Here is a 22,381-nt window from a genome sequence, read left to right as displayed (position 1 = left end):
CTTCAGGATGAACGATGCGGGAAGCGGGCCGATGATCAAGGTGTGGTTGCAACAAGGGCGTGGCCTGTGGCTGGCGCTGTTTCTCGGGCTGCTGTTGCCGACCCTGGTGCACGCCGAGGAGGCGCCGCCGGGGCTGGTGAAGGTGCCCCTGGACCGGCGGGTGATCGACCTGACCGCGACCTTGGATAGCGCCACCCAGGAGCGGATGGTGCACAAGCTGGAGGCGCTGGAGCAGCGCCGCGGCGCGCAGATCGCGGTGATGCTGCTGCCCAACCTGGGCCAGCAGAGCATCGAGGCCCTGAGCAACCAGTTGTTTCGCGCCTGGAAGCTGGGGCGCAAGGGGGTAGACGACGGCATCCTGCTGCTGGTGGCGAAGAACGACCACAAGGTGCGGATCGAGGTCGGTTATGGCCTGGAACCGGTGGTCACCGACCTGCTGGCCGGGCAGATCATCGCCCAGGACCTGACCCCGGCCTTTCGTCAGGGCGACTTTGCCGGCGGTATCGACCGTGCCCTGGATGACTTGATCCTGCTGGTGGACGGGGGCTCGTTGCCCGAGCCTGCGGGGCTGGCGGTGCCGCTCGAAGCCTATGCCTTGCTGCTGGCGTTCGTTTTCGGCTCGGTGGCGGGGGTGATGCTGGCCGCCGGCTGGAACTGGCGCCGGGTGCTGGGGGGCGCAGTGGTGCTGATGGCGGTGCTGGTGGGAGCCGTGGGCGGCCATGAGTGGCTGGCGCAGTTGTTCCTGGTGCCGCTGTGCATGTTGATCGGCGGTGCGACCTTCGCCGGGCTGTGGCAGGCGCGGCGGGTGTTCTACGGGGTGCTGGGGCTGCTGCTGTACATCGGCCTGCTGACCCTGGTCAGCCAGTATCTGGGCCGTTTGACTTTCCTCTACGGCCTGGCCTGGCCGGCGGGGGTGCTGCTGGTGCTGGGCGGCCATTGGCTGCTGTACTGGATGATGCGCAACAGCTGGCGCAAGAGCCCCCGGGGCTTTTTATGGCGCTTTGCCGTGTTGCTGACGCTGGTTCTGCTGATGGGCCTGGGTGTGGATGCCTGGCAGGCGGCTCAGCGTTGGCTGAGGGTCGTGCCGTTCGCCTATTTCCTGAGTTTCATACTGTTTGCCGGCGGCAGTGGCTTTCGCTGGAGCAGTGGCGGTGGCAGCAGCAGTGGCGGCCGCTCAAGCTCGGGTGGCGGTTTCTCCGGGGGCGGCGGTTCCAGTGGCGGCGGCGGGGCGTCGGGCAGTTGGTGAGGCTGGGCGCGGTAATGATCACGCAGCCGTCCTGCTCTCCCAAGCCTGCGGGGCCGGGCAACGGGCCGATGGCGGCGCAGAGAATCGTTGAGCGGTCAGGTTGGCGGAAATTGATGGTTGATAATAATTCTCATTGGTGAATATGATATGTTATTACATTAATTTCAGTCCCAAGGAAGCGTTGCCATGAAAGTCCTGTCGTCCCTCAAAGAAGCCAAGAATCGTCACCGCGACTGCCAGATCGTCAAGCGTCGCGGTCGCATCTATGTGATCTGCAAATCCAATCCGCGCTTCAAGGCTCGCCAGGGCGGGGCGAAGAACCGGAACAAGGGGTGAGTGCGGGGGCGGTCGGGAGTGACAAGGCGCTGCTGGAGCGAGCCACTCCCGAGAGCACCCAGGCATGAGGGGCAGGTTTTTCAGTCGTGCAGCAGGGTCGAGCCGTACTCGTTGAAGCTGTTGCCCAATGCGCGGTTGCCGTTGAGATTCAGATTGCTCACGCCACCGCCAAGCCGGCACTTGTCCGAATAGCAGGGGTGGGTGGTCGCACTGGAGCAAGCGCCCAGTAGAAGGGTGGCGCCGATCAGCAACACCTTGAGGCAGTTCAACTTCATTTTCAGCATCTCCAGAGCAGGGTCAGGGATAGAGCGAACCGGAGCCTCATCCTACGCCGTTACATGTCGATACACATTGCCAATCAGGCGGGCCCGGAAAAAATATCTGCCGTGCTTGCAGGATGCCGCCTTGGCACGGGGCTGCTCAGCGCCGGGGGGCAATTGTGTCCTCGGGCCAGACCCGGTAGAAAGGCGCAACGCATTCAGAAAACAGATACCAGCATGAGCGACATTGAGAAACCCAATAGCCGCCTGTTCGACCTCGACTTGCTGCGGGCCATTGTCACGGTGGCCGACTGCGGCAGTTTCACCACGGCCGCCACCCGCCTGCATTCCACCCAATCCACCATCAGCCAGAAGATCCGCCGCCTGGAGGAGATGGTCGGGCAGCGCCTGCTTGAGCGCGGCAATCGCGATGTGTTGCCCACCGATGCCGGCGAGACCCTGCTGGGATATGCCCGGCGCCTGCTGGCACTGAACGATGAAATGTTCGAGGCGCTGTCCGGTGCCACGGTGGTGCTGACGGTGCGTATCGGCGTGCCGGACGACTTCGCTGCCGGCCGCACCACCGAGCAACTGGCTGCGTTCAACCGGCGCTATCCCCAGGTCAAGCTGGAGGTCACCAGCGGCATGAGTCGCGACCTCAACGCCAGTTATGACCGTGGCGAACTGGACCTGGTGGTGCTCAAGCAACTGCGCAACAGCCGCGAGGCACTGGCCTGCTGGCCGGAGAAGACCCGATGGGTGGATAGCGCGAAAAACCCCTGCATCGATCTCGACCCGCTGCCTATCGTTACCTTCCCGCCACGCGGGGTGTACCGCGATGCCATGATCAATGCCCTGGAGGCGGTGGGCCGGCGCTGGCATATCAGCTTCACCAGCTCCAGCCTCAGCGGCCTGCAGTCGGCCATTGCCGATGGCATGGGCATAGGCCTGTTGCCATTGCGTGCGGTCACGGCTGGCCACCAGGTCCTGTCCAAAAGCACCGGGCTGCCCTCGGTGGACGTGTTCGAGGTGGCGTTGCTGCACCGCCCGGCGGCAGATCCCATGGTCAAGGAACTGGCGCGAGTGTTGTCGCGGGTGCTGGCCCAGGACACTCAGGGCTGAAGTCGCGCGGCATTCGATAAATGAATATGGCGGATTCCAGTATTTAATTTGTGCATGTGCGTAACGCTGGATATCGTGGTGGCCAGCAGCGGTCCGCGCCGCTTCCCTGGCGCGTCGACCCGCAGGTTTGTTCACCCTGGCGGCGTTGCCGCGCGGGGCAGCAAAACAACAATGAGGAGAGTCTCCATGTCCAAAACCACCTATTACGCGCCTCACGGCGGGCACCCGGCACAGACCGAACTGCTCACCGACCGCGCAATGTTCACCGAAGCCTACGCCGTGATTCCCAAGGGCGTGATGCGCGACATCGTCACCAGCCACCTGCCGCACTGGGACAACATGCGCATGTGGGTCATCGCTCGTCCGCTGTCGGGTTTCGCCGAAACCTTTTCCCAGTACATCGTTGAAGTCGGCGCCAATGGCGGTAGCGACAAGCCCGAGCAGGACCCCAACGCCGAAGCGGTACTGTTCGTCGTCGAAGGCGAGGTCAACCTGACCCTGCAAGGCCAGGTGCATGTCCTCAAACCCGGCGGCTATGCCTTTATCCCACCGGCTGCCGACTGGAAGCTGCGCAACACCAGCGGCACCGAGGCGCGTTTCCACTGGATCCGCAAGCACTACCAGAAAGTCGATGGAGTGCCATACCCGGACGCTTTCGTCACCAACGAGCAGGACATCGAGCCGCGGGTCATGCCCGATACCGAAGGCCGCTGGAGCACCACGCGTTTTGTCGACATGAGCGACATGCGCCATGACATGCACGTCAACATCGTCAACTTCGAGCCGGGCGGCGTGATTCCGTTCGCCGAGACCCACGTCATGGAGCATGGCCTGTACGTCCTGGAAGGCAAGGCGGTGTATCGCCTGAACCAGGATTGGGTCGAGGTCGAGGCCGGTGACTTCATGTGGCTGCGCGCCTTCTGCCCACAGGCCTGCTACTCCGGCGGCCCGGGTCGTTTCCGCTACCTGCTGTACAAGGATGTGAACCGCCAGATGCGCCTGACCCTCAACGCAGCGCATTGATCCGACGGCAGTGCAAGGGCCGTTCTGGCCTCCGCACTGCTGAACGGCGAGTGACAGGAACCGGCGATCATTCGCCGGTTTTCTTTTGTCTGAGGGGTAGAGCCTGGAGTTCAGCCCAGAATGGGCGCAGGCAATCGCCCCTGGCAATGTCTTGCTCTTTTGCGCGGTGCCCAGGTCCAAGGTCGTTGAGGGCCTGCTGGAATCTGCTGCGAGGGAGGAGGGCGCACAGGTGCGCCGGCATCACATCTCGATGGTTGGAATGGTGGTCTTGCCGCAGCTTATAAGTTGCCCTGCGGTTACCTGGAGCCCATTGCTGGGCTTGATGCTGTAGCCGATAAGGACGCCTGCCATTACCAAGGCCATGTATAGAGCCGTTTTTCTCAAGATCATGCCGGTGCCCACTGAATGATTGATCGGAAAGCGTGCAGCACTGATTGCCATTCTGGAAAAAGGTTCCTGCTACAGGTGAGTAACGGATACAGCGTGTGGCATTGGCCAGGGTTGTCGATTGGCTCGCCTTATCGGTAAAGTCCCAGCGCGTCGTCAGCGTGCTTGTCAGTCGTCCCAATCCACCTGTGGACAGAGTCCATGGTTCATTCAGACCACCTTGCCAGCTACGTCAGTGCAAGCCGGGGAGTTGCATCGCCTCGCACCGCGCTACTTGACAACGCGAGTCAGGAAAGCCAGCTCGATCAGGGGGACACCGTCACCGCCGACGATGACAGGGCACTCATCAAGCGGCTAGCAGAGCAGGGCGGTTTCCCAGCGATGCAGCCTGCGTCGAAGGCTGGATCTGCCATGAGGGGGTTCGCCAACCTCTCGACAAAATCATCCGCCCTGCTCACATCAGCTTCACCAATGAATGCCGGGATGCTTATTGGCTCAAGTACTTCTCTGCTTAGCCGCCGATTCTCTATAGCGCCGAGATATCTGCTCGAGTCGTTTCGCCGACGCTGCAGGATCAGTACTTCCATGGAGCCACGAAATGCTTGAAGAGCCGTTTTTTCCTTACCAGAGCCTGGCGTCCGACTTGCTCGCTTTCCTGCCTGGGGACAGCACGGACGGCTCTCACGATCTTTCTCATATTCATCGGGTCTGGATGAATGTTCGGCGCCTGCAGGACAAGGAAGGTGGGGACCTGGAAGCGTTGCTTGCCGCAACCCTCTTGCACGATTGCGTGGCCGTCGAGAAAAACTCGCCATTGCGGTCGCAGGCATCCACTCTTTCGGCCAATAAAGCAGCGTCTATTCTGCAGCGCATGGGCTGGCCTGCCCCGCGTATTGAGCTTGTTGCCCACGCGGTCCAGGCTCATAGCTTCTCCGCGGGCGTCGAACCCCTCACCCTGGAAGCCAGGATCCTTCAGGACAGCGACCGCCTGGACGCCATCGGCATGATCGGAGTCGCCCGTTGTTTCTACATTGCTGGGCGAATGGGCTCTGCGCTGTACGACATCACAAACCCCACCGCCATCGGCAGGCCCTATCAAGACAAGCGTTTTACCATTGAGCACTTCCACACCAAGCTACTCTCCCTTGCCTCCGGATTTCAGACGGTCGAAGGGGCGCGGTTGGCGGCAGTCAGGCATGCGCGCCTGAAGGATTTCCTGGACGGATTCATGGAGGAGATCGGAGCCCCCGATTAATCGTCAGGCCGTAGGCCTGACGCGGAAGGCCAGGTACACCGGGCCGAATGGGAAAGTGCTGACTTCCAGCTCATCCAGGGGGTTGAGCGTGCGCGTGCGGCCCCCTGCGTTGCTGTAGATCATGTGGCTGCTCGACACCGCGATGTTGATCTTGCCGGCGGCGGCCTGGATTAGCGTGGCCTTGAACCCTTCAGTCACATCGTCACCAATCGTCAGCGTGACGTCGGTGTCGCTAATGACCAGGATCGACTTGCCTGAATCCGCCATGGTCAGGGGCCTGCTGCCGGTGATCGAGACATTGGGGTGCACATGGCCCCCGGCGTGGTAGCTGACCATCCTGGGGTCGGCGAAGACGCGGGCGAAGGAACCGACATAATTGACACTGGCGCGCATGTCATCGAATTGTTCGACCACATAGGTGCCGATGCTGCCCGAGACCTCGCCGTTGGGGTCCAGAACCCACTTGCGTCCGACCATCAGCCCGATCTGGGTGTTGGCCCGTACACCGGCACGCATCTCCTCGAGAAACAGCTGGCTGATCTGGCCGCCGCCTTTGCCCTGGACATAGGTAAAGCGTGCTATGGAGTGGCTGTCCCCGGTAGGGCTGCCTTGGGCTGTATCGACTCGGTAGTCGACAAAGTCCGCTGATACGGTGGTGGTCGTGGTGTTGGCGTTAGGTGCCCAGGTGAAATCCAAGACCCTTCCGGTTTTCACCTGCTCCAGCGAGGTGGTGGTCTGCGAGGTCGTAGTAGAGCCTGACTGCTTCAAATCATCGTTCATGCTGCTCATCCTTAAGTGAAGTGCGTGCTTGAGTGCGGGCCGAAATGGCCCGAGGCATATGACCGCCGCCATATCGCCACTTTTCCTGAAAAGCCGTGGTGTCTCGCTTGATACGTATGGAGTTCCTGCCGCGCTCCAGGGGCGTGAGGGGAAGCAGACAATCGGCTGTTGCGGTGCCTCCAGTGTGTGCGGTGCTGACTCGAGATGGTTGCTGTATATATATACAGTATTCGAAACTTGAGCACGGCGCGACTTGCGCCGACGAACTGTAGGGGGGCTGGGTCGGCAGAACGCCGGAGGCGGGTTACAGCAGTACCCGTTCAATCCACAGCTGTAACTGAAGCGTCCGAATGCGCCCGCCCTGAGCGGGTTTTTTATTGCCTGGAGAAAATTAAATGCCGATCACCGAGCAGCAGTTGCTGCAGATCCTCCCGAACGCCCGCCCTGTTGCGGGCTTTTTTGTGCCTGGAGTTTGACAATGACCATTTAGAACGCCCTCGGTGTCCGCAACCGCAACCCTGGAAACATAGACTGCAACCCACGCAACCAGTGGGAGGGCCAACTCGGCAAGGAGCCGAACGGCCGCTTCGCCATCTTCGATACCGCCGAGAACGGCATCCGTGCCCTGGGCAAGCTGCTGCTCAACTATCGCGGCAAGGACGGCATGCCCGGCGTGGGCAAGCCCGGTATCGACACGCCCCTGGAGTTCATCAGCCGATGGGCGCCCAGCAACGAGAACAACACCCAGGCATACGCTGCAGCGATTGCCAAGCGCCTGGGCGTCGGCGTACGCGATTCGATCAACATGGCCGACCTCAAGACGCTGCGCGAGACCGTGCTGGGCATCATCGTGCACGAAAACGGTGGCAACCCTTACCCGGCTGCTGTGGTTGAGGAAGGCCTGCGCAGGGCCCTGAAGTGAGCGCCGGCGCCTGGCGGGTGGCTGGCGTCCTACTGACCGCTGTCCTGGTGCTGTTCGCCGGCGCTGCTCTGGGGGCATGGATGGCCTCCAAGCATTACCGGCCGCTGCTCGACACTGCCCTGGGCGACTTGGCCACGGCAAAGGCCGGTCGCGACAACCTGGAAGCCCTGGCGGGTGAGCAGGGCCGGAAACTGGGTGACCTGGTGCTGGCAGGTCAGGAGCGTGAGCGCCACGCTGTCCAGGCCCAGGCTGGCGCCCGGGAGCTGGCCAAACATGACTACTCCGCGGCGAATCGTCTCCTGCAGGAACGTACCGGCGGTGACCCGGCGCCGGCGGCGGAATCGATCATTGATCAGGAGCTGGGGTTATGAGCGTGCAGGACCAGCAAAAGGCGCAGGTAGTGCAGGACCTGCGAAAAAGTGCAGGTGGTACCCCGGCGGCCACCTGGGCCTAAACCCGGGTGAAATTGGGGTTTTTAAAGTCCACAGGCCGCTATTTACAAGGCTTACAGCCTGGGTTGGCCGTGGGCCTGGCCTGGCGGGCATTTGCGCTTTTGCGTTGGTGCTGACGGGGTGCGCAGCCCGGGAGCCCGAGGTGCGCACGGTGCGGGTGGAGGTGCCAGTGCAGGTGCCGTGCAGGGCGCCTGTGGTGCCTGTGCCAGCCTGGGCCACGGGCAGCCTCAAGAAGACCGATAGCTTGGAACTGAAGGTGCGGGCGCTGCTGGCGGAGCGCCGGCAGCGGGTCGGATATGAGCGAGTTCTGGTTGCCGCGGTGGAGGCTTGCCAGTGATCAGCCGTTGTTGACCGCATCGCCGCCGGCGGGCTTGGTAGTGGGCTCGATCAGTTCCGGGCCGTGATTCCTGACGTTGCCGACTGCGGTGCTTACCCTGAACCATTCGAAGGCGCTGGCGGGCTCACCCTGGTGCAGGGCCATCTGCTCGGCGCGTTCCTTCGGCGTGGCCGGGTCGAGCCACTCCCGGGCCAGTTCAGGCGCAAGGACCACAGGTCGGCGGTCGTGAATATCGACCATGCCGCCGGCGCTGTCGGCGGTGATGATCACAAAGCCTTCGTGCTTCCCGTGGCCTTCGTCTGGATTCGGAAGTTGTCCGATCGAAGCGCAGAGAATCGGCGAGCCGTCCCGGTGCCGGATCAGGTAAGGCTGCTTCTTCGGGCCGCCTTCGTCCACCCATTCAAACCAGTTGTCGATCGGGCAGATAGCGCGGTGTGGCCAGATTTGCCGGAAGAACGGGCCGTGGGCCACGTTCTCGGCCCTGGCATTGATCGGTGGGGCTCGATCCTTGGCCCAGTGCGGCCTCCAGCCCCAGCGCACCGGGTCGGCGTAAAGCCTGCCAGCGGTGACATGGAACAGGGCCAGTTGCATGCTCGGTGCGCCGTTGTAGTGTCCCAGAGGCTGCTCGCCCAGGTTGTCGACCAGGGCCCCGGGCATGCTCAAGGCCGCCACGAAATCATGAATGCCACGGTACTGGGAAAGGCGCCCGCACATGGTCATGTCCTCAATGCCTGCTTCAACTGTAGATCAGGCACCGGACGCTTTCCTTGGCGGGGCAGCTCTACTGCTCTACTGGGGCGTGTCTCCCAACAGCGCCGCTACGAAACGGTTGTGGAACACACCCTGTGGATCGCAGCTTCTGCGGTAGGAATCGAAGGCCTTGATTCTGGCACCGCGCCGCGCCGCCAGATCCTTGAGGAACGCCGGGTTGAACGGTGGCGAAAATGTTCCAGCGGGGCGACTCGGGTCGTAGAAACCGAACATCTTGCCGGTGTGCGGCATTCCTCCCAGGGCCACCCAGGCGCGCTCGATGTCGGCGAAGAAGTGCAGCAGGAGCTGGGGGTATTCAGCCCCCGCGACGGCCGGTACGTAACCGATCAGGTCCAGATTGACGAAGGTCGCGTTGGGGGTTTCGGTGTAGGTTCCGGCCAGTACGCTGTCGCCGCCACGGACGAAGCGGAACTCCATGGGGGCAACCAGCAGGAAGTCGCTGGAACGCTTGAGGCGCTCCATGACCGCGTCAAGACCCTGCCAGGCCTTGCTCAGCCCTGAGTCATCGAGTGCCGGGAGTTCGATGAAATAAGACATGAAGATCACCCGCGACGCCCGGGTCAGCCACAAGTCGGAGTAGACAGCCGCAGCCTGATCGAAGAGCGTTTCGATGGTGAGGTAGCCCGCATCGATGATCGCGTTGGCCGCCGTTTTGTTTCCAAGATACTGCGCCGCAATCAAGGGCGGTTCGAGGATCGGCTCCATCGGTATCAAATAGGGCGCGCCGAAGATGTTTTCTTGCGCCAGGGCGCAGGCATCGGGAACGCTTGCCTTCAGGTTCGGAATCTTCGTCGCTGGGGAAGAAACCAGGTCCCACCACAGGATGAGGAAGTTGTGGGTGTACGGATTGACGAAGGACTCAACGCGGTCATGGCTCGCGAGCAGGGTCTTGAATTGGGCAATGAACGCCTGCTGATCGTTACAGGTGATGTTGCCCTCCTTGCCCGATTTCAAGGTCGTGGCCCAGGGGCGTGGCATCACCTCAACGGTGACCGAGGTGACGATTCCCAGGGCCCCCAGAGAGACGCGGGCGAACTGCAGGGGCGACCAGCCATCCACCGCTGGGGTCTGTGTGTCGAGGGTCCTTACCTGGCCATCCGGGCCCATGATGCTGAACGCCGAGACCGTTTCCGCGAAGATCGGCGCGTTGATGGTGGCACCGTGCACGTCCACCGCGGTCATCCCGCCAAGGCTGAAAAAACCGCCGGCGGTCACGGTCTTGAGCATCATGTCGTGGCCCGTCAGAAACGCATCCAGTGCATCCTCGCGTACACCCGTGTTCACCGTGACCTTGGTTTCGGAGGGGTGCAGCACGATGGACTGATTGCCCTCGGGGCCCAGGTCCTTGTAGCAGGAGAGGTCGATCAGCCAGCGCGCCGGGTTCGGCGCGAGGCGATTGTCTTCGGCCACCAGGGCCGGCTGCGCGTGCCGCTGGCCGGAAACGCGGACAGTCGCGCCAGCCAGTACGGCTTGACTGACGATGGCCTGGAGTTCAACCAGGTTCGTCGGCGAGAAGTAATATTCCCCATCGATCGACATTGTATGAACGATGTTCTGAGCCCAGTTCCTCCACGGCAGAGGCTGGACCTTGAAGTCCAGGGTCGTTCCTGTCACTTCGTAAGCTGCCAGCCGGCCGTTATCTGCCGACTGCACCAGGGGCGTCCCTCGACTACTTGTTCCAAGCACTGCACAAACATAAGGGGCCACCCCGATCGCATCGGCTGGAACTCCGAGCGACGAAAGTGCCGGGCTTACCTTGTACAGGCCGTTGTTGAAGTTGCCGCTGTTCCAGGCTGAGGTATGCCAGCTTCCCTTCGAATCAAACCACTGAATCGAAAAGTTCATGATGAAGATGCCATTGTTAAGGCAGCCAATGCGCTCGACTTTTCTCATGGTGATGTCCAGTTGGGTGGTGGCGGCATGAAACATGCGGTCGATGAAATGCGCTGGCGCCAACCCTCCATGGAGCATTGGCGCCAGGCATCATCGGGACAAGGGTTGCGGTCTACTCGATCAAGTTGATTGCAAAGCCAATGAACGTGGTACCGACAGCGTCATAGGTGGCGATCTGACCGTTAGCCGCGAACGCGACAAACGGCGTTCCCTGACCGGAAGTCCCGGCTACTGCGTGTCCATAGACCGTGACCGCCAGCGCATTGGCCGGAACCCCAATGGTGTTCAGATCGGGAGTTGTCCGCGAGGTCGCCACGGGATAGTTGCCGCTATTCCATTCGGAAGTCACCCACCTGCCGTCGCTGCCCAGCCATTGGACCGAGAAGTTGAATACGTAGCCGCCTTTGTTGTTAACGGTGATTTTCTGGACCGGTCTCATAGTAATCTCCTGTTAGGGGAAAAGTTTTCAATCAAGATAATTCGATATCCACCATTGGCGGGTGGATGCCTTGTTTCTTGTTCGACAAGTGTTGAACTAGGGATGTATAAAGCAATTATTCTTGTCTGCTTTCCTTAGTGCTGTTGAATGGCATGTGGGTTGTGTGGCATGCCAATCGATGCTGCTTGATGCTGGGTCTGCTTTCGTGGATTGGGGTGAAGCTTGTTGAAACAATTGCAACAGCTGTCGCGGGCCAAATATCACAGCAGGAACGAGCGTTGTTGCCGATAGGGTGATTCAATTTTATGTAAAGGTTTAATGGCGGTTACTGCGCTTTGGCTACTTACACTGTAGCAAGCATATTTTTAATGTGGGTGTAGTTTTGAGTTGGGTTTAATAGTTGTCCCTATTAAACGGGGCATTCGGGAATACGATAAAAACAGGATGTTTTTAGCAATCAAGCTGTTGATGGTTATAGAGGGTGGGCCTCTCTACTGCTAGACGTCTTGCGGGGCGTAACTACCTGGCGGTGATCAATTCGGCATGCACTATCCCCGAGCAGAAGGATGGCTGGCGGGGCAGAGCGCGAACCTGCACCTGAAGCAGCGGGCGCGACAGGCTTGCAGCGCGTCAGTGCGCCGTTGCACGGCTGATGCAGATGCACCACCTGCAGGATAGGGACCGCAAGCACGGCATCCAGGGTGGATGCGGGCGCGAGATCCGGGGTGCTGATTGGCGGCACAAAAGGGTAAAGCCGGGCTCACTGCTGAACCGGGGCCTGGTTCGTGCCGCAGGGGATTGGCCGAGGAGAATCGGCCCGTTATTGCGGAGGTGCAGAGCCGCCAATGAATTTTTCAGTACCAGGCTGGTGGGCACCGTATTCGACGACGTACCACCCACCAAGACGTCTAGCCTGCGCTTCGGCGGTAGGTTTATCTGCGTAGATATCGATGAATTGCCATGATCCGGGAACGTCCCTCATTACTGCCCAGCCGAGTACCCAGCCGTTGTTGTCTGGGTTAGCGGGAAGGTTTTTCCTGAGGCTTCTGATTGACATCACCGCTCCTTGTCTATGAGAGGGGCAACACGTTACTGCTGATGCCGGGCAAGGTGGTAGTGGCATTGGTCTTGATATTGCCAATATCGATGCCGAGCTCCAGGGGGGGAGACGGCAGAAGCCGGTGGGACACCTGCCTTCAGCGCTCGCTCAGCGTGCTCTCTCAATTCCTTCTGGTAAGAAGGGATAACTGAAGAGAGTTAGTTGCCCCTGGAAATGCTGGCGGGCAGTGAAATAGGTTCAGGTTGCAGGTGTCCGGTTTTATTAGGCCACTACAGTGGACGCTGCGATTGCTATCTTGCTAATTTCCCTGACCGGTCTAAGGTCTATCTCAGTTCTTACTTCAGCGTGCCAGGAGGCATTCAGTGCAGGGTAGGAATCGGCCACTTTTCACAGTTATATCTAGCAAATTCCCATTGGGAGGGATACCAATGAAAAAACTACCAGCCTGTTTGATTCCACTTGCCTCGGCGCTGAGTCTATCTGTTCTTTCTAGTTATGCTCTGGCGGATGTATACCTTTGTACATCCGATCCTTGTAATACTTGGGAGCCGACTCCACTCACAGAAGATCAACGTAATATAAAGTCTCCAGATATTAATAAAACCACTATTAAGGCGACCCTGGAGAATTCAGTAAGGACAGAAATTTCCAGTGCTTACAAGACTAAGGATCCGAAAGGTAAAAATCTCTACCTCAAGAAAGACCTATGGCATAAAGGGGGTTCAGTTCCTTTTTCGGAGGATGTGCATGTGACTGTTTATATTTATGATAAACCCACCAGCGCGAGGCCCTCTAAGTCATGCCACGCTTTCTCATATAAGAAGCAGGGCAACAAGAACTACTTCGGTACCTGTCAATAGACGTAGTTATCTCGAAGCCGGAGCGCTCAGCAGATTCCGGTCCTGGGGAAGTGTTGTCGCCCACAACGCTTGCTTGGCGCCTATGGCTGATCTTGGCAGTGTTGCTAGTGGCAACCGTGGAGCGTTAATCGAATTCATCCACTACCTCTACTACCTCGGCTGCTCAGTAGTTGCTGTAGGTTGCTCAGCGCCGATCCGCTCGAGCAACGCCCTCTCCTTGGCGCGTTTCTGCTGTTGCAATTCCGCGTTGGTCTTGGCCGTGGCCTAGCTCTTCGATGCCGCTGGCCGGTATCGTCGACCAGGTTTGTCGGTGGCTCGGATGTGAGTACGACGCCGGCGTTGAGTGAAGGCTCAGCCGGCGCGCGACAGATCGTTATGCAGTAGGTCTGACACGGAAGGCCAGGTACACCGGGCCGAATGGGAAGGTGCTGACTTCCAGCTCATCCAGGGGGTTGAGCGTGCGCGTGCGGCCCCCTGCGTTGCTGTAGATCATGTGGCTGCTCGACACCGCGATGTTGATCTTGCCGGCGGCGGCCTGGATTAGCGTGGCCTTGAACCCTTCAGTCACATCGTCACCAATCGTCAGCGTGACGTCGGTGTCGCTAATGACCAGGATCGACTTGCCTGAATCCGCCATGGTCAGGGGCCTGCTGCCGGTGATCGAGACATTGGGGTGCACATGGCCCCCGGCGTGGTAGCTGACCATCCTGGGGTCGGCGAAGACGCGGGCGAAGGAACCGACATAATTGACACTGGCGCGCATGTCATCGAATTGTTCGACCACATAGGTGCCGATGCTGCCCGAGACCTCGCCGTTGGGGTCCAGAACCCACTTGCGTCCGACCATCAGCCCGATCTGGGTGTTGGCCCGTACACCGGCACGCATCTCCTCGAGAAACAGCTGGCTGATCTGGCCGCCGCCTTTGCCCTGGACATAGGTAAAGCGTGCTATGGAGTGGCTGTCCCCGGTAGGGCTGCCTTGGGCTGTATCGACTCGGTAGTCGACAAAGTCCGCTGATACGGTGGTGGTCGTGGTGTTGGCGTTAGGTGCCCAGGTGAAATCCAAGACCCTTCCGGTTTTCACCTGCTCCAGCGAGGTGGTGGTCTGAGAGGTTGTAGTAGAGCCTGACTGCTTCAAATCATCGCTCATGCTGCTCATCCTTAAGTGAAGTGCGTGCTTGAGTGCGGGCCGAAATGGCCCGACGCCTAAGCTTGTAGAGCATGACTCATGCGGTGCTCGTCAGTAATGGGTTTCCATTGCATCGAAATACGCTCAACCTCCTTTGTGTCATTGCGCACAGTGAGCTTGCGTACGGCGACGTCGTGAATCTTCTTTAGCTCTTGCGCTGACTGAGCGCCGGCCATGGTCTCGATTACCAATTTGAGATAGTCCAGGCGCTCCTGTTTCTGGCGATCCAGCTCGGCCTGCTCGATCCTCTCCTCGTCCTTCAGCGGGGCTGGATACTCGGTGTCATCGAACATCCTCAGAAACACGTCAGCACTGAAGCCGAGCATCGACAGGGACTTCTTGATTGCATCGGTTAGCGACTTCTCGGGTGCTTCGCCGTCGGTGGTGGCACCGTACTTCGACTTATAGAGGTATCTCAATCGCGAAGAACTCAAACATCGTGTCCGAATTCATCGTTAGCACCGACAACGCAGGGTACTGCCCGCGCTTCAATCTCTTGCGCTCGCGTGGTTCTGTCGCGGTGCCAACAGCTGTTGCCGATACCAACCTTCATCGGGGGCTTTTCAGTTTGTTGGGTATTCAGGGACAGCCTTCAACATGGCCTCGTCTGTGAGCTCTGCTGTTGACGGCACGCCTTCGTCCGGCGTAGTTCTGCCTCGATTCAGTTTTGTACGACGGGAGCAAACAGTGGAGCAATGCGTTGGCAGGTTCGAGCGATCGGTGATTTCCAGCCGGGAGCAGACAATCGCTACGACATTGGCGGAGCGGGTATCAGTCCCAGGACTCTATGGGCGGCGACTGGTACCTGAGCAAGTACGACACCGGCACCCAGGCTAAGCGCCTGGGCAATACACCCGAGGCTGATGGTGACGGCCAGAACTATCGGGGCAGGGGGCTGATTCAAGTCACCGGCCGGGCCAACTATGAGGCTTGCAGCGAAGCACTGTTCGGCGATTGGCGATTGCTCAATACCCCGGAGCGGCTGGAAAACCCTGTCTATGCAGCATTGTCAGCGGGCTGGTTCTGGCAGAAGGCGGGCCTTAACACCGTTGCCGATAAGGGAGACTTCCTCACGATCACCAAGCGCATCAACGGCGCAACCAATGGCCTGGCGGATCGCGAGGCATTGTATGAGCTTGCACTGAAGGTACTACCTCGAATCCAATGCTGTGTGCATACAGTGATCGAGGTTTTGCGGCGCTGCGATTTGAGCCGACGAGATGTAGGTATAGAGGATGGGTAGTTGTTCGACAGGACGTCGGAGGAGGGTTAGTTATGGAACACGCCCATAATATTTATGGAACGCTTTGATGGGAGGGGCCCAAGCCTGAACCCCAGACACAAAAAAGCCCTGAAAAATCAGGGCTTTTTCGTTGAGATTTGGCGGAGGCGTAGAGATTCGAACTCTAGGACCTGTTACAGTCGGCGGTTTTCAAGACCGCTGCCTTAAACCACTCGGCCACACCTCCAGATCGCATTGCGGGCGCCATAATACCCGAATGAAACACACTGTCAAACTCTCTGCGTCGCGAGTTACAGAGCCTCTGTTATCATCCATGCCACTAAATGTTTCCCCCAACAGGAGTGTCGCCATGCGCGAACAGGATTACGCAGTTAACAACGGCGTGCAGGCCGAGCAGCTAGAGGTTAGCCGCGTCCTGCGCAACACTTACGGCCTGCTGGCCCTGACCCTCGCGTTCAGTGGGGTGATGGCCTATGTGGCACAGCAGATGCGTGTCGGTTATCCGAACATCTTCGTGGTGCTGATCGGCTTCTACGGTCTGTTCTTCCTCACCAACAAACTCCGTGACTCGGCCTGGGGCCTGGTGTCGGCTTTCGCCTTGACCGGTTTCATGGGCTTTCTGCTCGGCCCGATTCTCAACCGCTACCTGGGCATGCAGGGCGGCGCCGAAGTGGTCAGTTCGGCCTTTGCCATGACGGCACTGGTATTCGGCGGTCTGTCGGCCTATGTGCTGATCACCCGCAAGGACATGAGCTTCCTCGGCGGCTTCATCACCGCCGGTTTCTTCGTCCTGATGGGCGCCGTGCTGGCCAGCCTGTTCTTCCAGATCAGCGGCCTGCAACTGGCGATCAGCGCCGGCTTCGTGCTGTTCTCCTCGGTGTGCATCCTGTTCCAGACCAGCGCCATCATCCACGGCGGCGAACGTAACTACATCATGGCCACCATCAGCCTGTATGTATCGATCTACAACCTGTTCGTCAGCCTGCTGCAACTGTTCGGCATCATGGGTCGCGATGACTGATCACAGGTGCTGAGCCATTGAAAAAAGCCCGCTTCGGCGGGTTTTTTTTTGTCCTGGACTCCTTGGGACGTTCAGTTTTTCAACGTGCCTGTACCTGCATTCGCGCGGTGGCGACGGCGTCTTTGTTGACCTCGATGGAAAACGCCAGCACGTCCACCTGTTTCTGTTCAAGCTCATCAACCCAAGCGATCACCCCGGTGAGCGGGCCTTCCAGGGCCAGGCTGACCCGACCGGGCGCTTCGTTGTCCATGCGCTCCAGGCTGATGCCGGCCTGGCTGCTGGAACGGGCCAGCATGCCGGGCAGGGCTTCGGCCGAGATTGCCGTGACGGGGCTGGCAGGTTTGCCAGCATGCAGTTGGAGTATCAGGCGCTGCAATTGTGTGGCCTCGATAAAGCGTTGTTCGGCAAGCTGCAGGGCTTGTTGTTGTGGCTGCCAGAGCAAAAGGTAGGCGCCGGTCAGGGCACTGAATAGGGTCAGCCCTTTAAGGGCTCGCTGTTCGCGTTTCGCCAGGCGATGCCAGTGCCCCAGGGGTGGGTGGAGCAGGGCGGACAGTGGTTTTTTCAGTAACGGCAGGCTCATGCCTCACTCCTTGATCTGCAACCGTGCGCTGACCCCTTGGGCATCGCGGACGGAAGAATCGGTACTGGCATCCAGGCCCTGGGCAATCAGGCCTTCGCGCAGTTGTTGAAGATCGGAGAACGCTGGTGCACTGATCTGCAGGTTCCAGCCTTCGCCGCTTTGGTAGTCGAGGCGCTGTACCTGGGCCAGGGCGCCGTAACTGGCGCTCCATTGCTCGGCCAGCAGTGACAGTTTGTGGGCGCTACCGGAGCTTTTCTCGACCTTTTGCTGTTGCTTGGCGTGTACCTGGGCGGCGAGGTCGGTCACAGGCTCCTCAGTACCCGAATGGGCCTGCCACAATGCCTGGTTCTGCGCCTGGACCTGCTCGCTCTGCTGCTCCAGGTACCAGCGATGGCCCATGCTCTGCAGCAAGTGGGAGCCTGCGGCCACCACCACTAGGAGCAGGGCCAGGCGCCAGGGGGCCGTTTGCCGGGGGCGCTGCAGGAATTCGCCCTGGCGCAGGTCGATGGCCTGCTGCGCGCCCTGGCTCAAGCATTCCCAGGGACGTTCATCGGCCTGCCAGTGATGCTGGTCGAAACTTTCCAGGCCCGGTGGTTGCGGCCCCTGCCAGTGCAAGTCTGCCGGAAGCAGGGGGGCCAGGTCCGCCAGTTCGCACGGGTACAGGGCCAGGCGCATCGGCGCGCTGCCTCCCAGCAGCCAGCGACCGTCCCAGGTTAGGGCCCGGGGCTGGTCTGGGGGCAGGCAATCGGCGTCGACATGAATATGCGAAGGCTGCAACCCCAGTTCGGCCAGTTGTCCAAGGCACTGGTTCAGGTGCTGACGATTGACCGCCAACACCGCGCAATGGCGTTTGTCCTTGAGTGGCCCGTGGGCCAGGTGCAGGTTGTCCAGTTCATCGATCAGTTGTTCTTCCAGCGCGCTGTGCAATGCCTGGCGCAGCCAGCGTCCACTGCGGGCGGGCACGCTGACCTGATGGTGGCTGGCCATTTCCATGGGAAGCAGCAGGCTCAGGGGCTGGTTGCCCAGCGCGGCCGCAGCCTGCTGCAGGTCGCCCTGGTGCAACTGGCCACCGGCCTGCCACCAGAAGCATTGCCAAGGCATGTTGCCGGTGGCACGGGGAGATAGATAAAGCCACTGCCTCATGTCGGTCTACTCGGTCTTCGGTTGTTCAGGAGGAGCGGGCATCAGCGTGCGCTGCTGCACCCGGACCTTTTCCCTATCCATGACTCGCAGGTCGCTCACCAGGCGCAGGCGTTGCCGGCCCTGTTCGACATCGATGGTGGCGCGGAACTGCCGACTGCTGACGCCTAGCCCCTGAGGTTTGATGTCCCGGCCCTGGAGCACCGGGTTGGAAAGAAAACGGGTGATATCGGGATAGCCACCTTCCGGACGGGAACTGACCAGAATGCGAGCCGTGGGTAGGTCGATGCCTTCAACACTGGCCAGGACCTCGGCGCGGGTGGTGTTGACGTTGATCGGGCTGTTGCCGAATACCCCCACTAGCGGCTCAAGCTGTTGCAGGGTCTGGCTGTCCACCCCGGGCAGTTGGCGCAGTTCACTGAGGTCGCTAAAGGGCAGCGGTAGGCCATCACGGTTGTTCTGGCCGACCAGGAGTGCCGGATCGTGGGCCCGGATGCCTTCCAAGGCCAGCAGACGCTGGTAGCGGGCCCGCAGGTTCAGATCGCTGCGCTGGCGCAGGCTGTTGAGGTTGAGCCGGGCACCGAGGTCTTGCAGTTGGACATGAATGCGTCCATCGCCGATCTTGAACGCTGGCGCCGGTTGCGCCCAGTGCTGCCCCAGGTGGGTCACCAGCAGGCCGTCCTTGCTGCGAGTGTCTTCGAGCAATTGTTGACGGGCCCAGGCTTCACCGCTCAGCGCCAGTTGCCAGAGCTGCTGTTGTTCTATCAGGTTGCTGCTGGCGTGCAGGTTGAGCCGCTGGCGGGCGAGCATATTGCTTACCACCATGGTCACCAGGGCGGTGATCAGCAATACGCTGAGCAGGGCCACGCCTCGTTGCCGGGCCAGGTTATTCATGCAGAGCGGCCTCGTCGGGTTCCTGGGCATCGAGGCCGCCGGGCAGCAGTATCAGCCGGCGTACCTGAGGGTAGCCGGGGGCATCCAGTTCGATTTCCAGGGCCGCCGGCAGGCTCAGGCTCTCGGTCCCTGCCGGCCAGTGTTCGTGGGCCTGGCCGCGGGCATCGATAAAGCGCAGGCGAGTCAGCTCCACGCCAGCCAGCAGTTGCTGGTTCTGGCTGATGGGGGCGGGTGGAGGCTGTGCCGCCCCGGGGGCGGCCAGGGGTTGGGACAGGGACAGGGTGTCGCGTACCCAGCTGCCGCCTTCCCAACGGTGGCTGACTTGTAGCAGGTTGCTGCGCGGGTACTCCAGCGGGTTGCGCCAGCCACCGCGTACCAGGCGAATGCCGTCAGGCTGGCTGATCAGTGCCTGGCTTTGGCTGGGGTCATCCGCCAGCGGGTGTCGACGGGCTTGCACCAGGTCACGCTCCAGCACACTCATGGCCCGTTGCAGTTGACGCAATTGCTGCTCATGCAGGCCAATGCGCTGATCGCTGCGCAGCACCCTGTCGAGCATCTGATAGGTGGCCAGGCCCAACAGGCTGAAAATGGCCATGGCCACGATCACTTCGAGCAAAGTGAAACCGCGCTGGTTCATGGCCGGGCCTCGATGTAGCCAAGCAGTTGTGCACGGCTGTACTGGCGTGCGCGTTGCTGGGTGGTTTCGACGGAGACGCGCAACTGGACCTTGAGCAGACGGCTGTCGGGTGCGCTCTGGATATCACTGAACAGCCACCAGAGGCGGCCGCCGAACTCGATCTGTTCCGCACTGCGTTGGCTCTGCGGCTCTCGCAGGCCGATGCGCAGTTCATTCATGCGGTTGTCGGCGATCCACAGCGCCTGGGTGCGCTCGGTGAGGTTTGCGCTGTTCATGGCCACATGCTGCACCGCACTGAACAGGGCGATCGACAGGGTGGCAAAGATCGCCAGAGCGACCATGACCTCCAGCAGGGTAAAGCCCTGTTCAGTTCCGGGTTTCAATTTGCGCATCCTGTATGCCATCGCTGGAAAGGCTCAGCAGTGCCTGGTCGCGGTATTCGAACCACAAGGTGAAGGCGCTGGTTTCATCGCTGGAAAGCACCAGCAATTGCGGCAGGCCAGTGCGACTGTCACTGGTACCCAGGGCCGCGCCGGCCTCGGGTACGTCCAGGCGCAGGCGCAATTTGGCGGGTAGTGCATGCGTACGCAAATCCCTGTCCTCGATCCAGCGACCCTGCTGGTCCAGGCGCAGCACCCAGTAGCCGTCGGGCTCGATTCGCACGCCGTAGTCGCTGTAGTTGAGCAGCGCTTCCTGGCGCAGCAGCTGCAACAGGCCCAGTAGGCGCTGTGCTTCCTGGTGCGCCTGGCGGCCACCGGAGTCCGGGCGTACGATGCCGACCAGGCCGGCGGTCAGGGCGATCAGCAGAATCACCACCAGCAGTTCAAGCAGGGTGAAGCCCCGGGTACGGTGGCGCTGCACGGTCTATTGTTCCCAGTTGCCAATATCGCTGTTCACGCCTTCGCCGCCGAGCTTGCCGTCGGCGCCAAAGGAAAACAGGTCATAGGCGCCACCCTTGGTGCCGGGCACCCGGTACTGGTAGCCATTACCCCAGGGATCGACCGGCAGGCGCTTGAGGTAACCGTCGGGGTTCCAGTTGCGGGCTGCCGGGCTGCCACTGGGCTTGCTCACCAGCGCCTGAAGGCCTTGCTGGCTGCTGGGGTACTGGTGGTTGTCGAGGCGATAGATGTCCAGGGCCATGGCAATGGCATGGATGTCGCTCTGGGCGGCGGTGGCCTTGGCCTGATCGGGGCGGCTCATGATCTGCGGTACTACCAGGGCGGCGAGAACACCGAGAATGACTACCACCACCATGATTTCGATCAGGGTAAAACCGCGTTGCTTGTTTCGTGTGTGCACGTTGGGGGATTCCACATTCAGGTGATCAGTTGGTTCAAGCTGAGGATCGGCATCAGGATCGCCAGGACGATGACCAGCACGGACGCGCCCATGAACACCAGCATGGCCGGCTCGAACAGGCCCACCAGCAGGGCGATGCGGTTGGCCAGCTGTGCTTCCTGCTGCTTGGACGCGCGTTCGAGCATGCTGTCCAGCTCACCGGAGCGTTCACCGCTGGCGATCATGTACAGCATCATCGGAGGGAAACTGCCGTTGAGCTCAAGCGCTCGGGTCAGGCTGATACCTTCGCGTACGCCACGGACGATGTCTTTCAGACCGGTACGAATTTTCTGATTGGCAACGACCTCACTGGCGATCGCCAGAGCGTCCAGCAGTGGCACGCCACTGCGCCCGAGAATCGCCAGGGTGCTGACGAAGCGCGTGCAGTTGCTGGCCCTGACCAGCCCGCCAATGATTGGCAGGCGCAGCACCAGCGCATGCCAGCGTTCACGGTTGGCCGGCTGTTTCAGGAGCATGCGCAGGGCCGTCACTGCGGCGCCGATCAGGATCAACAACAGCAGGCCGAAGTCCCGCAGGAAGCCGCTGGTGGCGATCAGCCCGCGGGTCAGCAACGGCAGCTCCTGGCCACTGTCGATGAATACCTTGATCACGTCCGGCACCACGAAGCCCAGGAGGAAGCCGACGATGCTGATGGCTGCCACCATGAGAATGCTTGGATAGAGCATGGCCAGATGGATCTGCTGGCGTGCGGCCTGGCTGGCTTCGGTGTAGTCGGCGAGGTTCATCAGCACCTGGTCCAGGTGCCCTGAATGTTCGCCGGCGGCCACCGTGGCCCGGTACAGGTCGGGAAAGGCCTTGGGGTAGGCGGCCAAGGCCACGGCCAGGCTGTAGCCTTCGAGGACCCGAGCACGAAGCGCCAGCAGCATGCTTTTTACCCGCTGCTTTTCGCACTGTGCGGCCACGGCAGCGAGCACTTCCTCCAGGGGCAGCGAGGCTTGCACCAGGGTTGCCAGTTGCCGGGTCAGCAGGGCCAGCTCGGCGCTGCTGAGGCCGCCGCCAGCCGTCTTGACCTCGCCCAGGACGGTGCTGCGATGGCCCTGGCTGGTGGTGATTTTCAGAGCGATCAGCTGGCGTTCGCGCAGCATTTGGCGGGCCTGGCGCGGGCTGTCGGCCTCCAGTACACCGCTGGATTTCTTGCCGGCGGCGCACATGGCCAGGTATTCGTAGGCGGCCAT

General features: G+C 60.8%; 25 protein-coding genes, 1 tRNA gene and 3 pseudogenes. 12 read left to right on the top strand and 17 right to left on the bottom strand.

All coding sequences use genetic code 11. The features are described from left to right. Positions 1-31 precede the first annotated feature (31 nt). The gene (locus tag AC1RMG_RS19885) at positions 32-1,246 is read left to right on the top strand and encodes a TPM domain-containing protein (RefSeq protein ID WP_493170035.1); all 1,215 of its coding nucleotides are present in this window, start codon (positions 32-34) and stop codon (positions 1,244-1,246) included. 186 nt (positions 1,247-1,432) lie between these two features. Beyond that, positions 1,433-1,582, top strand: a complete 150-nt coding sequence (ykgO, locus tag AC1RMG_RS19880) for a type B 50S ribosomal protein L36 (protein WP_011062095.1) — start codon at positions 1,433-1,435, stop codon at positions 1,580-1,582. Positions 1,583-1,662: 80 nt separating this feature from the next. On the opposite strand, the gene AC1RMG_RS19875 is transcribed toward ykgO, so the two are convergent. Then, positions 1,663-1,857: a hypothetical protein gene (locus AC1RMG_RS19875; protein ID WP_015636219.1), complete on the bottom strand. Its 195-nt coding sequence runs from the start codon at positions 1,855-1,857 to the stop codon at positions 1,663-1,665. A gap of 222 nt (positions 1,858-2,079) precedes the next feature. On the opposite strand from AC1RMG_RS19875, the gene AC1RMG_RS19870 reads away from it, so the two are divergent. After that, on the top strand, positions 2,080-2,964 hold the full coding sequence (locus tag AC1RMG_RS19870) for a LysR substrate-binding domain-containing protein (RefSeq protein WP_011062093.1): 885 nt from the start codon (positions 2,080-2,082) through the stop codon (positions 2,962-2,964). Between the two features lie 186 nt (positions 2,965-3,150). Further along, a complete protein-coding gene (locus AC1RMG_RS19865) occupies positions 3,151-3,987 on the top strand; it encodes a bifunctional allantoicase/(S)-ureidoglycine aminohydrolase (protein WP_011062092.1) in 837 nt (278 codons plus the stop codon). A gap of 240 nt (positions 3,988-4,227) precedes the next feature. Here AC1RMG_RS19865 and AC1RMG_RS19860 read toward each other — a convergent pair whose 3' ends face one another. Then, complete coding sequence (locus AC1RMG_RS19860; RefSeq protein ID WP_019094218.1) at positions 4,228-4,428, bottom strand: hypothetical protein; 201 nt, start codon at positions 4,426-4,428, stop codon at positions 4,228-4,230. 544 nt (positions 4,429-4,972) lie between these two features. On the opposite strand from AC1RMG_RS19860, the gene AC1RMG_RS19855 reads away from it, so the two are divergent. Then, positions 4,973-5,629 carry an HD domain-containing protein gene (locus AC1RMG_RS19855; protein ID WP_125063474.1) on the top strand — a complete coding sequence of 219 codons (657 nt, stop codon included), beginning with the start codon at positions 4,973-4,975 and terminating at the stop codon, positions 5,627-5,629. A gap of 3 nt (positions 5,630-5,632) precedes the next feature. Here the strand turns inward: AC1RMG_RS19855 and AC1RMG_RS19850 are convergent, their stop codons facing one another. Then, positions 5,633-6,409 carry a hypothetical protein gene (locus AC1RMG_RS19850; RefSeq protein WP_370059340.1) on the bottom strand — a complete coding sequence of 259 codons (777 nt, stop codon included), beginning with the start codon at positions 6,407-6,409 and terminating at the stop codon, positions 5,633-5,635. A 395-nt stretch (positions 6,410-6,804) separates the two neighbouring features. Here AC1RMG_RS19850 and AC1RMG_RS19845 point away from each other — a divergent pair. From AC1RMG_RS19845 to AC1RMG_RS19830, 4 genes and pseudogenes are all read left to right on the top strand, one after another. Further along, a pseudogene (locus AC1RMG_RS19845) lies at positions 6,805-6,876 on the top strand (glycoside hydrolase family 19 protein); the annotation flags it as partial. Positions 6,877-6,935: 59 nt separating this feature from the next. Then, positions 6,936-7,331 carry a structural protein P5 gene (locus tag AC1RMG_RS19840; RefSeq protein ID WP_493170260.1) on the top strand — a complete coding sequence of 132 codons (396 nt, stop codon included), beginning with the start codon at positions 6,936-6,938 and terminating at the stop codon, positions 7,329-7,331. Positions 7,332-7,348: 17 nt separating this feature from the next. After that, entirely contained in the window at positions 7,349-7,702 is a 354-nt protein-coding gene (locus AC1RMG_RS19835; protein WP_410036852.1) for a hypothetical protein, read from the top strand. Positions 7,703-7,865: 163 nt separating this feature from the next. Continuing rightward, the gene (locus AC1RMG_RS19830; RefSeq protein WP_041120661.1) at positions 7,866-8,120 is read left to right on the top strand and encodes a hypothetical protein; all 255 of its coding nucleotides are present in this window, start codon (positions 7,866-7,868) and stop codon (positions 8,118-8,120) included. On the opposite strand, the gene AC1RMG_RS19825 is transcribed toward AC1RMG_RS19830, so the two are convergent. The 3 genes from AC1RMG_RS19825 to AC1RMG_RS19815 form a co-directional block, all read right to left on the bottom strand. Next, a complete protein-coding gene (locus AC1RMG_RS19825) occupies positions 8,121-8,834 on the bottom strand; it encodes an SOS response-associated peptidase (RefSeq protein ID WP_410036851.1) in 714 nt (237 codons plus the stop codon). A 75-nt stretch (positions 8,835-8,909) separates the two neighbouring features. Next, positions 8,910-10,784, bottom strand: coding sequence for a D-arabinono-1,4-lactone oxidase (locus AC1RMG_RS19820; protein ID WP_493170022.1), 1,875 nt, complete (start codon positions 10,782-10,784; stop codon positions 8,910-8,912). 112 nt (positions 10,785-10,896) lie between these two features. Continuing rightward, entirely contained in the window at positions 10,897-11,223 is a 327-nt protein-coding gene (locus AC1RMG_RS19815; protein WP_015636211.1) for a hypothetical protein, read from the bottom strand. A 1,488-nt stretch (positions 11,224-12,711) separates the two neighbouring features. Here AC1RMG_RS19815 and AC1RMG_RS19810 point away from each other — a divergent pair. Further along, a complete protein-coding gene (locus tag AC1RMG_RS19810) occupies positions 12,712-13,143 on the top strand; it encodes a hypothetical protein (protein ID WP_125063469.1) in 432 nt (143 codons plus the stop codon). 373 nt (positions 13,144-13,516) lie between these two features. On the opposite strand, the gene AC1RMG_RS19805 is transcribed toward AC1RMG_RS19810, so the two are convergent. Further along, positions 13,517-14,293, bottom strand: coding sequence for a hypothetical protein (locus tag AC1RMG_RS19805; protein ID WP_053159357.1), 777 nt, complete (start codon positions 14,291-14,293; stop codon positions 13,517-13,519). A gap of 56 nt (positions 14,294-14,349) precedes the next feature. Then, positions 14,350-14,748: pseudogene (locus AC1RMG_RS19800) on the bottom strand (hypothetical protein); the annotation flags it as partial. Positions 14,749-15,119: 371 nt separating this feature from the next. Between AC1RMG_RS19800 and AC1RMG_RS19795 the strand changes: the two are divergent. Further along, positions 15,120-15,485: pseudogene (locus AC1RMG_RS19795) on the top strand (glycoside hydrolase family 19 protein); the annotation flags it as partial. A gap of 228 nt (positions 15,486-15,713) precedes the next feature. Here the strand turns inward: AC1RMG_RS19795 and AC1RMG_RS19790 are convergent. Beyond that, positions 15,714-15,801, bottom strand: a tRNA-Ser gene (locus AC1RMG_RS19790). 123 nt (positions 15,802-15,924) lie between these two features. On the opposite strand from AC1RMG_RS19790, the gene AC1RMG_RS19785 reads away from it, so the two are divergent. After that, complete coding sequence (locus AC1RMG_RS19785) at positions 15,925-16,596, top strand: Bax inhibitor-1/YccA family protein (RefSeq protein WP_011062013.1); 672 nt, start codon at positions 15,925-15,927, stop codon at positions 16,594-16,596. Between the two features lie 79 nt (positions 16,597-16,675). Here the strand turns inward: AC1RMG_RS19785 and AC1RMG_RS19780 are convergent, their stop codons facing one another. From AC1RMG_RS19780 to gspF, 8 genes are read right to left on the bottom strand one after another with little or no spacing between them, the layout of a single operon-like run. Then, the gene (locus AC1RMG_RS19780; RefSeq protein WP_065363292.1) at positions 16,676-17,176 is read right to left on the bottom strand and encodes a type II secretion system protein M; all 501 of its coding nucleotides are present in this window, start codon (positions 17,174-17,176) and stop codon (positions 16,676-16,678) included. A 3-nt stretch (positions 17,177-17,179) separates the two neighbouring features. After that, positions 17,180-18,319, bottom strand: a complete 1,140-nt coding sequence (gene gspL / locus AC1RMG_RS19775; RefSeq protein WP_077934456.1) for a type II secretion system protein GspL — start codon at positions 18,317-18,319, stop codon at positions 17,180-17,182. A gap of 6 nt (positions 18,320-18,325) precedes the next feature. Then, complete coding sequence (gene gspK / locus AC1RMG_RS19770) at positions 18,326-19,210, bottom strand: type II secretion system minor pseudopilin GspK (protein ID WP_123430510.1); 885 nt, start codon at positions 19,208-19,210, stop codon at positions 18,326-18,328. Beyond that, entirely contained in the window at positions 19,203-19,847 is a 645-nt protein-coding gene (gspJ, locus tag AC1RMG_RS19765; RefSeq protein ID WP_065363295.1) for a type II secretion system minor pseudopilin GspJ, read from the bottom strand. The genes gspK and gspJ overlap by 8 nt, the downstream gene beginning before the upstream one ends. Then, the gene (gspI, locus tag AC1RMG_RS19760; protein WP_065363296.1) at positions 19,844-20,239 is read right to left on the bottom strand and encodes a type II secretion system minor pseudopilin GspI; all 396 of its coding nucleotides are present in this window, start codon (positions 20,237-20,239) and stop codon (positions 19,844-19,846) included. The genes gspJ and gspI overlap by 4 nt, the downstream gene beginning before the upstream one ends. Continuing rightward, positions 20,214-20,708, bottom strand: a complete 495-nt coding sequence (gene gspH, locus AC1RMG_RS19755; RefSeq protein WP_065363297.1) for a type II secretion system minor pseudopilin GspH — start codon at positions 20,706-20,708, stop codon at positions 20,214-20,216. The genes gspI and gspH overlap by 26 nt, the downstream gene beginning before the upstream one ends. 3 nt (positions 20,709-20,711) lie before the next feature. Next, positions 20,712-21,146, bottom strand: coding sequence for a type II secretion system major pseudopilin GspG (gspG, locus tag AC1RMG_RS19750; protein WP_072450556.1), 435 nt, complete (start codon positions 21,144-21,146; stop codon positions 20,712-20,714). A gap of 17 nt (positions 21,147-21,163) precedes the next feature. Beyond that, on the bottom strand, positions 21,164-22,381 hold the full coding sequence (gspF, locus tag AC1RMG_RS19745) for a type II secretion system inner membrane protein GspF (protein WP_065363298.1): 1,218 nt from the start codon (positions 22,379-22,381) through the stop codon (positions 21,164-21,166).

It is taken from the genome of Pseudomonas sp. GW822-FHT04H02, from assembly GCF_058800645.1.
Note: the sequence above shows the minus strand (reverse complement) of the source record. Positions and strands in the feature narration are given on the sequence as shown.

What these genes read in the sequence shown, in the direction of transcription:
- gspF (WP_065363298.1), bottom strand. Translation starts at nt 22,381, where the DNA reads ATGGCCGCCTACGAATACCTGGCCATGTGCGCCGCCGGCAAGAAATCC.
- AC1RMG_RS19860 (WP_019094218.1), bottom strand. Translation starts at nt 4,428, where the DNA reads ATGGCAATCAGTGCTGCACGCTTTCCGATCAATCATTCAGTGGGCACC.
- AC1RMG_RS19855 (WP_125063474.1), top strand. Translation starts at nt 4,973, where the DNA reads ATGCTTGAAGAGCCGTTTTTTCCTTACCAGAGCCTGGCGTCCGACTTG.
- AC1RMG_RS19875 (WP_015636219.1), bottom strand. Translation starts at nt 1,857, where the DNA reads ATGAAGTTGAACTGCCTCAAGGTGTTGCTGATCGGCGCCACCCTTCTA.
- AC1RMG_RS19820 (WP_493170022.1), bottom strand. Translation starts at nt 10,784, where the DNA reads ATGAGAAAAGTCGAGCGCATTGGCTGCCTTAACAATGGCATCTTCATC.
- gspK (WP_123430510.1), bottom strand. Translation starts at nt 19,210, where the DNA reads ATGAATAACCTGGCCCGGCAACGAGGCGTGGCCCTGCTCAGCGTATTG.
- AC1RMG_RS19815 (WP_015636211.1), bottom strand. Translation starts at nt 11,223, where the DNA reads ATGAGACCGGTCCAGAAAATCACCGTTAACAACAAAGGCGGCTACGTA.
- AC1RMG_RS19885 (WP_493170035.1), top strand. Translation starts at nt 32, where the DNA reads ATGATCAAGGTGTGGTTGCAACAAGGGCGTGGCCTGTGGCTGGCGCTG.
- gspJ (WP_065363295.1), bottom strand. Translation starts at nt 19,847, where the DNA reads ATGAACCAGCGCGGTTTCACTTTGCTCGAAGTGATCGTGGCCATGGCC.
- AC1RMG_RS19825 (WP_410036851.1), bottom strand. Translation starts at nt 8,834, where the DNA reads ATGTGCGGGCGCCTTTCCCAGTACCGTGGCATTCATGATTTCGTGGCG.
- AC1RMG_RS19870 (WP_011062093.1), top strand. Translation starts at nt 2,080, where the DNA reads ATGAGCGACATTGAGAAACCCAATAGCCGCCTGTTCGACCTCGACTTG.
- ykgO (WP_011062095.1), top strand. Translation starts at nt 1,433, where the DNA reads ATGAAAGTCCTGTCGTCCCTCAAAGAAGCCAAGAATCGTCACCGCGAC.
- AC1RMG_RS19805 (WP_053159357.1), bottom strand. Translation starts at nt 14,293, where the DNA reads ATGAGCGATGATTTGAAGCAGTCAGGCTCTACTACAACCTCTCAGACC.
- gspL (WP_077934456.1), bottom strand. Translation starts at nt 18,319, where the DNA reads ATGAGGCAGTGGCTTTATCTATCTCCCCGTGCCACCGGCAACATGCCT.
- gspI (WP_065363296.1), bottom strand. Translation starts at nt 20,239, where the DNA reads ATGCGCAAATTGAAACCCGGAACTGAACAGGGCTTTACCCTGCTGGAG.
- AC1RMG_RS19785 (WP_011062013.1), top strand. Translation starts at nt 15,925, where the DNA reads ATGCGCGAACAGGATTACGCAGTTAACAACGGCGTGCAGGCCGAGCAG.
- AC1RMG_RS19865 (WP_011062092.1), top strand. Translation starts at nt 3,151, where the DNA reads ATGTCCAAAACCACCTATTACGCGCCTCACGGCGGGCACCCGGCACAG.
- AC1RMG_RS19780 (WP_065363292.1), bottom strand. Translation starts at nt 17,176, where the DNA reads ATGAGCCTGCCGTTACTGAAAAAACCACTGTCCGCCCTGCTCCACCCA.
- AC1RMG_RS19850 (WP_370059340.1), bottom strand. Translation starts at nt 6,409, where the DNA reads ATGAACGATGATTTGAAGCAGTCAGGCTCTACTACGACCTCGCAGACC.
- AC1RMG_RS19810 (WP_125063469.1), top strand. Translation starts at nt 12,712, where the DNA reads ATGAAAAAACTACCAGCCTGTTTGATTCCACTTGCCTCGGCGCTGAGT.